We start from the raw sequence: 14,485 nt of genomic DNA on the forward strand, positions 1-14,485 counted from the left end.
GCAATAGTCAAAATATCAATTAACTTGTGCCGCTTCGTGCGATCTATTCTTGGATCTGACATCACAGCAAAATGGTCGGCAATGGTAATTTTAGCCTTGAGTTTCACGCTTTGTTGGGGCTAGGTTCTACTTTTACTATGACTCTACCATCAATGAGCGATCGCTCAACCTCCCTGACACACGCGACCAAGCTTTTTTAGTAAGCATGTACTACATTTAGATGCGTTCGCCCTGCCTAATTCCAATAATGCAAGATAAGTTGGATGTTTAAAGGGATTTTTGCTAAACCGTTTGAGAATTGATTCTGTTTCAGCCGTTCCCAACTTTAAAGCAGTAGTAAACTTCACCATTTGGTCATACTGTTGACGAATCAAATCCCAGTTGATTGGGCGAGTCAGAATCGGTTGTAGATTAGGGTAAGCATCACTTTGTCCAACGTAAGGACGATATAACTTTTGTACCTTAATCCGCTTCAATCTGGGCATTAACTGAAATCCCAATAGGTGAGTAAAGGCAAACGCCACTTCACTTTGACCATGACTATCAACATAGTTTTTCTGCACATTCATATTAGTACAGTGACGTAAAACTCCTTCAATCATGGCTGCTACCTCACTACTAGAACAAGTTTTAAGTTGGGAATAGATACAGGTAGATTTCTTCTCGACGTGCCAATAAATCATGACTCCTCGACCCCCATAACGGAGATGATACTGGGTTAGAAGATTCTGATCCCATGCGCCAAAATGTTTGCTATCACTGGCGCAAGTAGTAGTTCCTTCTCCCCAAATATGAGGTAAGCGAATAGAGAAGATAGCATTAATAACATCACCAATTGCACTGCGTAACTGGTCTTTGTGGATATACCGACGACGTACATAAAGTAAATCTTGATAGTTTTCGCCATTAATACCTGTATTAATTCTCTTTAATCCAGTATTAGTTCCCATGCCATAAAGACACAGTAATAATCGCTTTTGTAGTGTTTCTCTGTCTATAATCTCTCTCGCACCCATACTTGTGAAGTTACGGGTAAAATCTACTCTTAAATCCGTTTCCTTGAGAATGTCTAAAAGACTGGTATGCTCCCAAATTTTGTTAATTTCTCCCTTGAGTTGTTTAAGATTAATGGGTTCAGGTGCAGGGTCTATAGGGCTAAGTCTAATAAAACTTTGACCTTTCTTCCCGATAATAGTAACATCTTGGTTCTTGGGCATTCCTTTATCTAATTTTTCTAGCCCCTGTGCCATTTGTTCTTGTAAGCTTGAGATAAAAGTTTCTACATCTAATGGAAGGCTTAAAGCCTGATAGTAGACTTGACGATGTTGTTCAAAATCAGTAGGTAAATTATGATCTGGATTACCATAACGAGATGCTCCTACTACCCAAATTTCTTTACAACTGAGTCTTTCTCTCAGAGCTTGTAAAACGCTAATTTCGTAGTTAATTCGGTTGATTCTATCTTTGCCAATCAGAATCTTTTTCTAAGAGAATTTCTTTCCAACCACTTTTGAGGACTCCATCAATCGGTATAGTTTCTCCGTTGTCATAATATCGGGATTTACTTTGAGCATATTTTTTTAGTAGCTCTAATGCCTGAATTACAGGGCGATGAATGTCATTATTAGAACAAAATTCTAAGACTTCTAATAGTTGAGGAATCAGCCGTCGATAGTGACTCGCAAAAGAAGAACGCATTACAGTATGTACTCTTTGACGATAAGCTGTACCAGTTGCTTTATATTCAGCCACTAAATCTCTAAGAGTTTTCTGAGAAACTACAGGATATATAACTTTTTCAATAACTCCCGAAGGTTCAGCTACAGCTACTTCTGCAATGCGGAATAAAATATTAGTTTTTCCGGTTACTTCTTTAAAGTCCGAGACTAATTCTTTGTTGATCCGCCTTTCCGCTCTTGTCCCAATTCGTTGAATAATTGACATTAGTAATTCGATGAGATTATCAGTAATCTCTTGAGCGCGTTGAACACAAAATGCTGCCATCAGAGTATAGCGAATCGCCGGGGGATGTTGTCGTAAAAGGTAAGGAGTTTCTGTAGCCGCCCGATGACGGTAGGTTTTAATTAGTTTGGGTGATATTCCTGCAAATAAGTCAAGGGGTAAACCAATACCGCGAATCCGTTTGAGTTTTTCGATTTCAGTTAGGAAACTTTCTAAGCCAACAGGCCCCGGATCTGTTTTGAGAAAGGCAAAATCAGAAGTTTTTAGTTTCAGAGAATCCTGTTTTTCTTCTGCATTCAGAGAATGTTCTGTGATTAAGAGAATATCAATTTCAGCCAGGTTTTCTTTTGATAACACAGAAAGTGTATGATAGCAGAATTCACTTTCATACTGACTGATAGCACTACGAATCAAACGCTCAATCCTTCCTGATGTGGGCGGTTCGATTTGCAATTCTCTCCATCTTTGATAGACACTTTCAACGAGTGATTCAAACTTTTGTTCGTGAGGTAATACTTCTTTAATTAGCCAGTCGCTCATTTCTACTGAATCTTGGACGGTAGCTACTCTAAAATTAAATAAACTACGAATTTCAACACGATACACTTTTGCGGTTCGTCCTTGCCAATCATAATCTGAGTATGAGCTTTCAGGAATTTTAAGTTGATTTGCTATGTAAGAGATAATAATTTGGGGAATAGACGATTTTTCGTCAGGAAAACAGGTAAAAATCTGAAAATGTTTTAATAACAGAGCAAATCCAATCTGATTACCGCCGACTTTGTTTCTGACTAATTCTAATTCCGTTGGCAGAAGTGTCCAATTTTCAATTAGTTCTTCTGTGTCCCAATTTGGCTTGACCATTCATCTTCTTCCCATCGTTTGAAAGCCTGAGTATTTCTCAAGCAAGTGTATGAGAAAAGATTGTTGCACTATGAGAAATTAATCAACATTACAAACTTTAGGCTATTTGTCAAATGTTCAAAAAATATATATTTAGAAAACTTATGAATTAGGGGCAAAAAGGGGGCTAAGAGAGAAAAGTCATTCAGAGGCTAGAATCCATATATATCAAATGTTCTAGCCACAGGCTGCACCTGATGACACGAACCTTCTATTTACGCCGTGTCCCAAGCTCTGTTTCCTGGTTCACAGTCTTCTTCGCATCCATGTCTAGACTGTCTAGCCTGACTATCTTCACCTGGAGGATCAAGAACATCCAGACGCGATTCAATCAGAGCGATCGCTGCTGCAAGAGTTGCAATCTGATCTCTGTCTTTCCTAATTTCCCCCATTAAGCCTATCTGATTATTAGCTATACGCCGTTTCAACTCATCCACCTCTACCTTGCTAATAGTTGGTTTAGCTTGGGTAGATTGAACAAGCAAAGGAACTGTTAGACGATTCTTCAACGCATCCAACACAAATTCTTTAAGAGAAATACGCTCATCTTGCGCTCGTGCCTTTACAGCCTCAAGTAGTTCTTTCTCGCCCTCTCCATCAAATTTGATGTTTAATTGTGGTCGGCTCATGACTAGACTTGACTAGACTTGTCTACCCAATAATAGAACAAACTGCATCCATCTGTAGGGGTTAGAGTGTTTTGTCCCATGACATGACACTACAACATCTACCCTAAAACAAGAGTCAGCTAATTACAGATGGCTTTTAGAGTGATATCAGTTTTGCTATCAAAATTGCCTGTCAACGCCAAAATTAACCCCACTATTGAGGTAGGGATTTAGATTAGGTCAGCTAAGGAAATTTTAATAGTACTATAGTACTATTAAAAATGATCTAAAGTAGCTATTAATGTGGACTGGACTGCTGTAATACCAAGGGTAATCAATATAATGCAGCGCGATCCTGCCTTGGAGGTAATAAAAGCGTTGTCTTGCCCTACCTTCTAAAATTACTATGGATAACAAGGTTGAGTACAAGATTAGGCGGTTTGTGCGAGATTTACACATTAATCTGCTGTACACACTTAAAAAAGTAGAGAAAAAAGACTCTCAAGGCGAAATTGAAATAAATTATTCTTTGTATAAACGATGGAAGCTAAGAAATGAAAATCAAAAAAGTATCGCCTTTGCTTTTACAAGTATTGAAAATGTAAGCGGACAAACAAGCTTATGGGTACATGAATTACAGGTTATCCGTGACCAAGATAAAGCTAAGGGTTTGGGTTCATATTTGCTTCGTAAAATTATTAAAAATGGTGAAAAATTAAATTTACCAGTATCCCTTTTTGCAGACCCTGGTGGTGCGGGCGGTGTTTGGTTAAACCAAGAAGAATTAACAAATTGGTACGCCAAGTATGGATTTGTAAAGGAAGGTGGAGCGATGGTTAAAAGACCTAAATTGCTTGACTCATGGTCATAATATTCAGATGTACCACCCTACCTATATTTTTTCAATTAGTACTAAATTTTATGAAACATATCTGTTACTATTGTAATGAAATTGCAACTACTAAAGAACACACTCCACCTAAATGTTTTTTCCCGAAAAAGAAAGATTTACCCTCTGGTAGCCCTGATTATCGAAAAAATTTAATTACAGTTCCATCCTGTGAAAAACATAATACTGGGCGTTCCAAAGATGATGAATATACAGCCGTGTCAATTATTATGCACTCTGACAACAGCGATTTAGCTTTTTCTTTGCTGATGTCTAAGTGGATAAACGTTTTAGTCAGGCAAAATGCATCACTAGGAAAGTTAATTTTCTCTAGGTCTACACCAGTGGTAATGCCTTATATGCATGGAGACTTGTTAATTCCAGGCAAAACTTTAGCTATCGCTTACGAACGAGAACGCATTGATCAAGTGATTAAATCTATTGCTTATGCTCTTTATTATCACGAATCAAACTATAAAGACAAGTGGAAGGGAGAGTGCATTATTAAAAGTCCAAAGTTCTTAATGCCTGATTTATCTTTAAACCCAGAGCATGATTATTTAGTTCGTTCTAGTCAAGCATTTAATGAATTAGGGCTAGAAAAGAAAGGAGGACATCCTAATATTTTTTACTATCAAATACATAAATTTAAAGATAAAGGTTGGGCGCTAAAAATGGTTTTTTATCAAAGTATTATATTTTTTGCATTACCTTGTTCTCCAGCATCTGAATTGATAATTTAGTAAAGAAAAGTACTTTTTGATTGGCTATTGATGCGTTTATTAAGGAGTTGAGGGAATGAGTAAATATCACTTTGCCCAGAGGTGGGACTAAAACCGCAACGAATATATTGAGTCAGATATGCACTGTGAGATTTGGAATGATAATAGCCAACTACTGATATGGACTGAATACTTCCCCACAGCATTGCGAGCGCTGACATTTACAAGGGTTAAATCGTTTTTGACGATTGTGTAGACTTTGGTTGTTTCACTCACTGTCTGACCTCATTTCAAGTAATATTTATTGATTTGTTCCCTCATATAAGCTAAAGCCGAATGAATATCTGAGAATGGTAGGCTTTCTTGTAGCACCATTAAATCCTCCACAGGCACATATAATTCACCCAAGTAGCAGCCAAGACGCAGATCAAACCACACGTCAATAATGCAGCCTTTATGCCAACCTTGCGAATAGTATTTATCGATCTGTTCCCTCATATAAGCTAGAGCCGAATGAATATCTGAGAAGGCTTGCCTTTGTTGCATCAACATTCTGTTGCGTACCGGGGCATATAATTCAGCCAAGTAGCAGCAACGCCTATCATCACGCCACACATCAATAATGCAGCCTTTATATTTTTCCGAATGCTTTAAATCCTTAGACAGTAAATCAATCATGATTATCACTCATTTTGTCAGACGTTACCAAGAAGACACTGTGTTTATACTTTATACCAATTAACCGCTTTGTTTCTTTAGGATTCTCCTCAATGTGATTCAGTATGTCGCTCATATTTTGGTGTCAAAAAACTTATTATTATGTTCTTTTACCACAAAATATACTATTTTAGAGATGTCTAATGTGTTACACAACTTAAAGTTATATTAAAGTAAAATTTAGCACAGAAGTATAGAGAAAAATATGAGAGATCGCTTAATGGAGAAACTGTTTAATGAGGCAGCCAGCCCAATCTTCTCTTCAAACAACTTAACTAAATATTCAGCGCTCAAACAAAGAGAAGACGAATTCAAAGCATTATTTAATATTGAACTAGTAGAATATGTTGACTCGAAGAGAGGATTTAACTTATCTCTATTTATCCGCGACTTTTTGAGCGAAGCTAAATTGCCATATAAGAGTGCCGTTCAGCAAAAATATGGAGAGCGAGCAGCGAATTTGATTGGGGAATTAATTTGTATTTGAAAGCCATATTTTCTCAACTAAACTTAAGCATAAATAAGGATTTTAATTGATTTTTACTGGCTGAACTATTCCATAAATTTAAATCAAATCTATATCCTGACTGCTAACATGGTGTCTATTATGTGATAACTCCTGTTTTCTGTGAAGTAATCGTTCCCTTTCTAAAATCATCACTTCTAGCTCACTCGCACGTTCTTCTGAAAGTGGAAATATCTCCTCACTCGTCTGTAGATTACCTCGACAAATTGTCCGTTTACCTTCATTTCGCACAATAAAATCACCACTGGGTTGCACATAAGCAGTCCAATGGCTACCAATTTTAAACTGCTCAATTTCATTACTTGCAGATTGATTGGCTTGTCGCTGTGCGTAGGTAGTAGCGATCGCCCCTACCAAATTATCAAACATTTCTTTACGCCAGAATTCACGCTGAGTATCTCGGAATTGTCCAGCAGTATCTAACGTTGGTTCTGATTCCGGTAATGGAACTTCTGGCAGATTGATTGATTCAGGATTAACCTTGAGGATAATACTAGAGCCATCTGGTTGCAAAGTAGCGGCAAATGTAGCACCAATTGGCAGTTTCGGACTGTCAGGAGCAAAAGTGCCTAAATTCTTACCATCAATCTGTAATATCGGTGTACCGTTGTAACGATAAAACTCTGGATGAGATTCGGGTAACTCAAAAACTCCTACTTCCAGAGTAACGCTGCGCTTTTTCCATTGCTGACTAGCAAAGTTTTCATTAGCAAAGTGATTGTATTTGATACCCAACACTTTAATTTCATCAAACTGAAAATCCTGAAGCTGTTGACATACTTCCTCTGTAAACAGGTTATATGCCAAAGCACCAACACCTGAATCCTGACGTGATGTTGCCCAACTATGATCTGCTGGAGAAATAATTCTCAAATCCTTGGGGATATTAAGTTCATCTAAATCGTTAATGTTTTCACCAAATTTAGCTGCTAATTTATCAACTACTTTGGGGGATAAGTCTTTCAAAGCAAATTCAATCAAAGGTAATTGAGGATGAATCGTGGCATCAAATTTAATTCCTTTTTGTTCTAAAGATTCTTTCCATTTAATAGCACCTGCACCGAAAGGAACACTCAAAACATAAATATCCTGTGGTAATGCAACGCTTGGCAGTTCATAATCGTGCTGAAACGAAAACGTAATTTCCATCTGTTCTGCCAGCTTTAAACAGTCTTTGCGATGCCGATCTAATTCTGGACGGGTATGTTGTGTGTGCCACAGCGCTGCTGCGCCTTCTGTGCGAGACGCTACGCATTGGCGGAGCCTGTCCGCAGGATTTACAAACCTCTCTTCTGGACTGGTGAATAATTCATCAATTTCCGCCCGATAGCTTTCGTAGAGCTTTCCTAGTTCCTCATTAAAGGCTTCCCTGTCATCTCCCACCCGTTCCTTAATTTCGTCTCTAGCTTGCTGAAACCTTGTTTTCAGTTCTTCTGCCCATTCCAAGGCATCTACAGATAGCGTCTCTTTAGGAAACAGGTAGCGAAACTCATGCCTATCTCTGCTGCGAATGCGTGTTGGTTCCCACAAAGGATTGACTACAACTTTTGCAATGACGTTGATTGAGCCGGGAGCATCCGCAGGCATGGCAAAGGAGCGATAAAGCCGTTCATCTTTCTTAAAGTCAAAAAAGTAACTGGGGTGAGACTCTGACCATTTTTTGGCATCGGCGAGCAAATTTTCCCCACCTATTTCCTTGATATCTTCCAATCTTTCTGCACTTTTGGGCGAATCTACCTCAACCTGAAGTGCCTGAAATAGGCGGTTTAGTAGCTTCCTTTGTCGTCTACCAAATCGCTCCACATTGTCACCATTTTGGGGCATCGATGACTGTACACGCCCAATATTTGTTGCTACCAGCCCTACTTTATTTTGACTGCTGGCAGCAGCAATCTCTGCTAAATTTTTGTATTTTAAGTTGCCTTCTTCATCTGTAATTTCCGTATACGCCAGCTTAGGGCGTTGTTTAACTGGCTCAAATCGTCCCGGTTCACCTGCGCGAAGAGTTTCTTGAGCAATATTAGGCAGTTTACTAGCAGGGCTGACCATTAATTGGTCGCCGTCAAAATCGGCTTGATGGTATTCCTCAGCATCCTTGGGGTGAATCCAAACTACGTTGCGAGTTTTCTTTAATTCTGGATCGTGGATGTTACTGTAGAGGCGGATGTTGTCTGAGTTGACGATGGGATAACGGGTGAGAATGACATCTCCTTCCGGTAGATGGGGTACACAGATTGTGCCACGAGTTAGGCGATCGCATGGCATTGCCATACCCGAATTATGGTTGTATCCTCCCTTAATCGCTAAATCCCGCCATTGATTGGCTATGTAATCGGTGGCAAACTTGCGGAATTTGGGGGTTTCAATCAATTGACCATATTTATCGCTGCGTAATAAGGAAATCCAGCGAGATTCCTGTGCTTGATTGTTAGCATTACCCTCAATTTCGTTAAAAGCTTCTTCAGATTGCTCTTGCTGCGATCGCTGTTGTTTGTCATATTGTTGGATGATATATTTTGCCAACACCAAGGGATTGCGCTGTAACTCGGCAAGTTCTCTAGCTTTTTCTTCAGTGGGTTTGCTCAAATCTTGTTTGATTGCTTCTTCTGAGTACCAAATGGTAAACTGCCAACTATTATCGTAGCTGGTAGCTTTGGCGTTACCTCGATTACCGATTACCGCTTGGGGAAACTCATAGTCACCGCAGGGGATTAAGTTTTTGAGTTCTGACTTTTTAATGCCTTTAATTGAGGAACGATCCATAATAATGTCGTAGCCTTGAGCATCAGTCAAATTCGCATCGGGTAGGAAAGTACCTTTGGATAAGAAGCTGGTTTTTGGACACTCGGAATTATCTGGTTCAGCCCAATTACTCCTCCAGGCAAACCGAAATTGGAATGGACAATTGCCTTCTCCTCCCAATTGTTTGGCAAGTTGGGGCGAAATCTTGCCGTGACAGTCTCCTGTTTTATAATGAGCATACTGTGGATCTTCAAAGTCCACAATTTTAACTCGCAGCCCTGTAAAAGTTTCTGAGCCTTTGTAGCAATTACTAACTAGTAAAGAACCATAGCGACAGGCAGTATCCGGTTCTGTAGCGAATAAGCGTCTAATTTTTTTATGCAGTGAACCATCAGCAAAGTAATAACTATTGCCAGAACTGAAAGCTAACTTGCGTCGGATTCCATCCTGAAAGGTTCTTTGTCTTAAATGGTTGGCATCTGGATTTTTACTGTCAATTTTAACCAGTAGTAGAGATTGTAAATCTTCTGCTTCAAACATCTGTTCGAGCAGAGAATTTTTAATGATTTCTGGTTCAGATAAATATCTCCCCTTACCATTGTTATACGACCCATCAAAGATAGGTATGCTCAAACCAGAACCTTCTAAGACTCTAGTGGTTAAATCCATTACCAATAATCTATTAGATAGCTTATCTAGCAAGCATGAAACTCTAATATTCACCTTGGCACGAAATTACACTCGATAAAATCATCCAACTGGATAATTTACTGATTTCATGGCAGGCGGTATTTTATACGGTATTAGCTCTGATATTAGACTTCCAAGAAAGTTAAGTAGCTGAACAGCGCTTTTTAAGCGTATTATCATTGTTACACTGTGTTACTTAAGCTACACAATTTTTAAGCTACCACTAGATTTTATGAATAAAAGAATTCAACGGCTAGAAGATGGTTTATTAGTAATGCTTTATGACGATGACCCAGATTCGCCAGGAGATGAGTTGATCACTCCTTCTGATGATATATCCCAAGATGAGCATTACCCCGAATATGCTCATCTGAAATCTGGTGAAAGCATAATAATTAAGGAAAATCCTATCAAACCTACATCAGGTTCTTATTATCCAAGTGGATATGAAGATTTAGATGAATTCCTGAATAGCGATCCTGGGGCAATTGATCGACTAGGTGATGAAAGTTCAACTACTCGTGGTTGGCGTCCACCTGAACCAGATGAATCTTGGTAAAACTTCCGGGAGCATCCACTTTTAGCAGATCGATTTTTTGGGACCAAGCATATAGTCATCGCTGAGAGATTAAGAACAAGCGCCTTTTGTCAATCAGTTAAAATACTCAAGATATTCTTAATAAGAATGATAATCATGTATGTGCAGAGGGGGATTTAGACCCACACTTCTTTACGAGACGCTGCGCGTAGCTTGCTTCCACGAAGTGGTACGACAAAGCTAGTGACCACCACTTGATTATTACACCACCAAATTTTGAACTTGGCGGGGGACTTAAACCCGTTTATTCAGACGCTCTCTACGAGACGCTGCGCGTAGCTTGCTTTCTGGGCAGGAGTCACGGACTCGCTCTAAGCGTTGGGGCAGCCTCTCTAAGAGTTGCTATGCCGAAGGCGTTGCCTCTGGTTCGCGTTAGCGTCTCCGTTCGCGCAGCGTCTCCGACAGGAGAAGGAGAAGAGAAGGCTTTACGCTGCGCTATCCGCCACTCGTACAGAATTCATTCTGAATTCTGACTCCTGAATTCTGATTGGTAAATAAACTGTGAAAATACTGCCTTTCCCTACAGTCGATGAAACAGAGATATTCCCTTGATGGGCTTCAACAATTTGACGGGACAAATATAATCCTAAACCGTTCCCCCGACGTTGATGCTTACCCTGTCGAAAGCGATCAAATAAGAGTAATTGTTCTTCTGGATTCATGCCAATACCTGTATCCTCTACTTCAATCGTTACCCCTTGAACAGTGGAATTGAGGCGAACTTCTACTGACCCAGCATCACTGAAGCGAATGGCGTTACCAACTAAGTTAGTGAGAAGTCGGCGTAGTTCCAGGCGATCGCCTTTAACTCTAACTAAAGAAGCTTCAGTACCCTCTGTCAAGACAGCTTTGAGAGTTAAATGTTTAACATTAGCCAAAGGCATTAGTTCTTGCACTACCTGCTGACATAATTCCCACAGGTCAACTACAAAAAAATCCAAAGTTTTGCCTCCAGCTTCATACTGGTAAACTTCTAACAAGGTATCGACCATTGACAACAAAGTTTGGTTACTCTGAGCCATTTGTTCTAAAGATTCACGCATTGCTGATAAAGTATTACCAAAAACACCTCTTTGTAGCAACTTTAGGAATTGGTCAGCAGCTATCAACGGAGTTCGCAGGTCGTGAGTGAGACGGGTCACAAAATCTTCCCGTCGCTGAATGAGGAACAGTTGTTCGTCCATACTGTGTTTCAGTCTCAACAAAGCCCGCACTCTGGCCAGTAATTCCTTCTTATCTACAGGCTTGCGAATAAATTCATCTGCACCTGCATCTAAACCTTTAACGACACTTGATTTTTCAGAACCTGTCACCAGCAAAATTGGGATAAAAGGTAAGTTTGAGTTGTGCTTAATTTGCCGGGTAACTTCATAGCCATCCATATCCGGCATCACCACATCAAGCACTACCAAATCGGGAGGAGATTCGGCAATTTTTACCAATGCTTCAGCACCACTGTCGGCTATGGTCACGTTGTATCCCTTCAGCTTTAAAGTGACTTGCAGCAAGCGGAGGCTGTCAGCTGAGTCATCCACCAGCAAAATTCTTTGGTTTCTTTGTTCTGAAGTTATATTCAAAGATAAAGTGTTTTTCATAAAACGCCTTTAATAAACCTAATCCCTTCCGAGTAGAGAAATAGAGTAGTCAAGCTAAATTTCGTTGGGAAAAGTGCAATTTCAAGCGCCATGCTGACCACTACGCAGTGATTAACATTCATCAAACTTTTCTAAAACTCAAGGCATTGTTCAACATAATTACTAATTCGTAATACTCGCCTCCAGCGAGAAACAAGGTACGTAATTTGTAATTAATAAACTGCTTATAGTCTCCCATTTTTACAGGTCACAACCTTATGGTTGGGGTCTAATTTTCCATCCATAACGTAATTACTAATTCGTAATTACAAATTGTTAATTTGGCTATGTTATGTGTAAGAGCCAGAGTTCTAGCTTAGAAATAAGCTACATCCTCCTGTAAGTGTGATGTGGACACAAGTCAGAATAAACTGTATTAGTCTCAGTTTAACCCCAGTGCTTTTATATTTTTTTATACTTTGGGAAGATTTTTTCAGAGAATTTTCAGATTAAATGATGTCCATTTTGAACATTGGAGCTTTTTCAACAGCCAGTTGAGATATGTAGCCCATGATATATGAACTTTTCAACCAATACTGTAAAAACTACTGGTTTCAATCTGGATGAGGTTTAATAACATTGAAATGCCGCTTTCCATCTCAATAGCCACATTTTGGCTGAATAGCTAAAATTTTTCGTCCAATGGAGTAATCCTTTCCTTGAAACCATATTCGACAGTTAAAAAAGTATAGTTACCAAGCTGCTGAGGTAAATGATGGTAGATATTCGAGTAGCAATTATTGAAGACCATAGCTTAACGCGGATTGGAATGCGTAGTTCTCTCAACGAGCAAGAAGGTATTCAAGTCGTGGGTGATGAAGCTACAGCCTCCAATGGGTTGAAACTGCTCCAAAGTACAAAACCAGACATAGCGATCGTTGATATTGGCTTGCCGGATAGAGACGGAATATGGCTGGTGCAGCAGTTTCGGGAATCTCTAATGTCGGAAACAGCAGCACAGACAAAAGTAATGATGCTCACTTCCTTTGCTAAAGAGCAAATGGTACTAGCAGCGTTTGCAGCCGGGGCAGACTCTTACTGTGTGAAGACAATTAAGTTCGAGTTGTTGCTGGAAGCGCTGCATATCACCCATGAAGGTCAGTCTTGGATTGATCCAGCGATCGCTCGTATTGTTCTCAAGCATACTCGTCAAGGAACGGTGGCTGTGGTAAAACCGAATGCTACTCAGACGGTGACGATCTCTGCAATTGACCCAGAGCAAGCAAGTATTCTACAAGCAGATCCACTGACAAATCGGGAACTGCAAGTCTTGGAGCTAATTGTCCAAGGCTATAGCAATAACGAGATTGCTCAGAAACTCTATCTCAGCTTGGGAAGTGTAAAAGTATATGTGCGTGGGGTTTTGAACAAGCTTTGTGCAAGCGATCGCACCCAAGCAGCTGTATTAGCGTTGCGGGCTGGTTTACTCAATTGAAGTCACTGTACAGAAGCAACTGTACAGTGCTTAGTTCTTAACTTGAGAGGGGAGCGATGTCTACGACGGTCACTGACTTGTACTGAGTGCAGTCGAAGTAGCTTTATCGTACTCCTACGGAGAAGCAAGTTAGCAACAGCGGACGCACCAGAAGTGCGGGCTACGCCTACGCACAGGAGTGACCGAGGACAATCGCCTGCATAATACTGACTTGCGTTGTATACAGGGATTTTCCGCTACCACTTTCTAAGTCGAAATAAGTAGCAAATCGTCGTAGTTTCCCCGTCGTCAATTGCAACAAATAATCAAAGGCTTCCGTAGCAACTCGCTGGTTAATGCTCAAGGACTGGCTATTGAGCAAGGCCACTTGTTCACAGGACAAGTTGTTGTCTGCCAATTCTTCTGGTTGTGACACCAGTAGATCGGGTTGCTGTATAGTTGGCGCAGGTAAGCGAAAGCAGCCTAAAGCCTCGAAATCATAGTCATTGGGGTTAGTAGACAGATGAGAACCTAATAGTACCTGACCACTACGCTTGGAGTTACCGCAATCCAAATGCCAAATGTTAGGCGCAGTGCGATGAGTGTTGTGCTGAAGTATTTGAGTAATTGACTCTCTGGCTTTGGCATTATCTACGCAAGCAGTGATAACAATCAGAGTATTGTAACTGGGGAGAATCCATTCGGGTTGGAAAGGTTGAGCGATCGCTGTAACTTCCATCTTCCAAGCCAGGGAGTAGCGCAGCGCCAGCGTTTTGGCTTTGTTGAGTCCAATTTCTGCATCACAGAAGCACTGGCGGAAAACGTTAGCTGACTCAACGCGATCGGGGTCAACAAAGTAGAGTTTCACCTGTTTACCTTGCTGAAAAAGAACTCTGCCTAACCGAACCAAAGAAGGAGCCAACCAAGAACCAGTACCGCCGCATCCAACTAGCCACAGTTCTATCTTCGAGTAGTTGACAGTCACGACAGGAGAAGCATTTGCCAAATCAAGATTTAGCTCCATAGTACGTTGGTTAAGTTAATACAGGTATCGGTGAGGGGACAGGGATTTGCCAAATT

General features: G+C 40.2%; 10 protein-coding genes and 1 pseudogene. 5 read left to right on the forward strand and 6 right to left on the reverse strand.

The window, feature by feature from the left end:
• Window positions 1-227: 227 nt before the first annotated feature.
• A pseudogene (locus VF06_RS43635) lies at window positions 228-2,826 on the reverse strand (Tn3 family transposase); the annotation flags it as partial.
• A 254-nt stretch (window positions 2,827-3,080) separates the two neighbouring features.
• Window positions 3,081-3,494: a hypothetical protein gene (locus VF06_RS29525; protein WP_099068937.1), complete on the reverse strand. Its 414-nt coding sequence runs from the start codon at window positions 3,492-3,494 to the stop codon at window positions 3,081-3,083.
• 385 nt (window positions 3,495-3,879) lie between these two features.
• On the opposite strand from VF06_RS29525, the gene VF06_RS29530 reads away from it, so the two are divergent.
• Together VF06_RS29530 and VF06_RS29535 are read left to right on the forward strand one after the other, a co-directional pair.
• Complete coding sequence (locus VF06_RS29530) at window positions 3,880-4,344, forward strand: GNAT family N-acetyltransferase (RefSeq protein ID WP_099068938.1); 465 nt, start codon at window positions 3,880-3,882, stop codon at window positions 4,342-4,344.
• Window positions 4,345-4,394: 50 nt separating this feature from the next.
• Window positions 4,395-5,105 carry a hypothetical protein gene (locus VF06_RS29535; RefSeq protein ID WP_099068939.1) on the forward strand — a complete coding sequence of 237 codons (711 nt, stop codon included), beginning with the start codon at window positions 4,395-4,397 and terminating at the stop codon, window positions 5,103-5,105.
• Window positions 5,106-5,369: 264 nt separating this feature from the next.
• On the opposite strand, the gene VF06_RS29540 is transcribed toward VF06_RS29535, so the two are convergent.
• Window positions 5,370-5,762: a hypothetical protein gene (locus VF06_RS29540; RefSeq protein WP_244917946.1), complete on the reverse strand. Its 393-nt coding sequence runs from the start codon at window positions 5,760-5,762 to the stop codon at window positions 5,370-5,372.
• 244 nt (window positions 5,763-6,006) lie between these two features.
• On the opposite strand from VF06_RS29540, the gene VF06_RS29545 reads away from it, so the two are divergent.
• The gene (locus VF06_RS29545; RefSeq protein WP_099068941.1) at window positions 6,007-6,288 is read left to right on the forward strand and encodes a hypothetical protein; all 282 of its coding nucleotides are present in this window, start codon (window positions 6,007-6,009) and stop codon (window positions 6,286-6,288) included.
• Window positions 6,289-6,366: 78 nt separating this feature from the next.
• Here VF06_RS29545 and VF06_RS29550 read toward each other — a convergent pair whose 3' ends face one another.
• Window positions 6,367-9,738 carry a hypothetical protein gene (locus VF06_RS29550; protein ID WP_099068942.1) on the reverse strand — a complete coding sequence of 1,124 codons (3,372 nt, stop codon included), beginning with the start codon at window positions 9,736-9,738 and terminating at the stop codon, window positions 6,367-6,369.
• A gap of 253 nt (window positions 9,739-9,991) precedes the next feature.
• Here VF06_RS29550 and VF06_RS29555 point away from each other — a divergent pair, with 253 nt between their 5' ends.
• A complete protein-coding gene (locus VF06_RS29555; protein ID WP_099068943.1) occupies window positions 9,992-10,318 on the forward strand; it encodes a hypothetical protein in 327 nt (108 codons plus the stop codon).
• A 464-nt stretch (window positions 10,319-10,782) separates the two neighbouring features.
• Here VF06_RS29555 and VF06_RS29560 read toward each other — a convergent pair whose 3' ends face one another.
• Window positions 10,783-11,952, reverse strand: a complete 1,170-nt coding sequence (locus VF06_RS29560; protein WP_099068944.1) for a hybrid sensor histidine kinase/response regulator — start codon at window positions 11,950-11,952, stop codon at window positions 10,783-10,785.
• Window positions 11,953-12,706: 754 nt separating this feature from the next.
• Here VF06_RS29560 and VF06_RS29565 point away from each other — a divergent pair.
• Window positions 12,707-13,426 carry a response regulator gene (locus VF06_RS29565; RefSeq protein ID WP_099068945.1) on the forward strand — a complete coding sequence of 240 codons (720 nt, stop codon included), beginning with the start codon at window positions 12,707-12,709 and terminating at the stop codon, window positions 13,424-13,426.
• A gap of 166 nt (window positions 13,427-13,592) precedes the next feature.
• Here the strand turns inward: VF06_RS29565 and VF06_RS29570 are convergent, their stop codons facing one another.
• Complete coding sequence (locus VF06_RS29570; RefSeq protein WP_099068946.1) at window positions 13,593-14,429, reverse strand: ThiF family adenylyltransferase; 837 nt, start codon at window positions 14,427-14,429, stop codon at window positions 13,593-13,595.
• Window positions 14,430-14,485: the final 56 nt, after the last annotated feature.

Origin of the sequence: Nostoc linckia z4, from assembly GCF_002608075.1 — a bacterium.
Taxonomy (GTDB): Bacteria; Cyanobacteriota; Cyanobacteriia; order Cyanobacteriales; family Nostocaceae; genus Nostoc; species Nostoc linckia.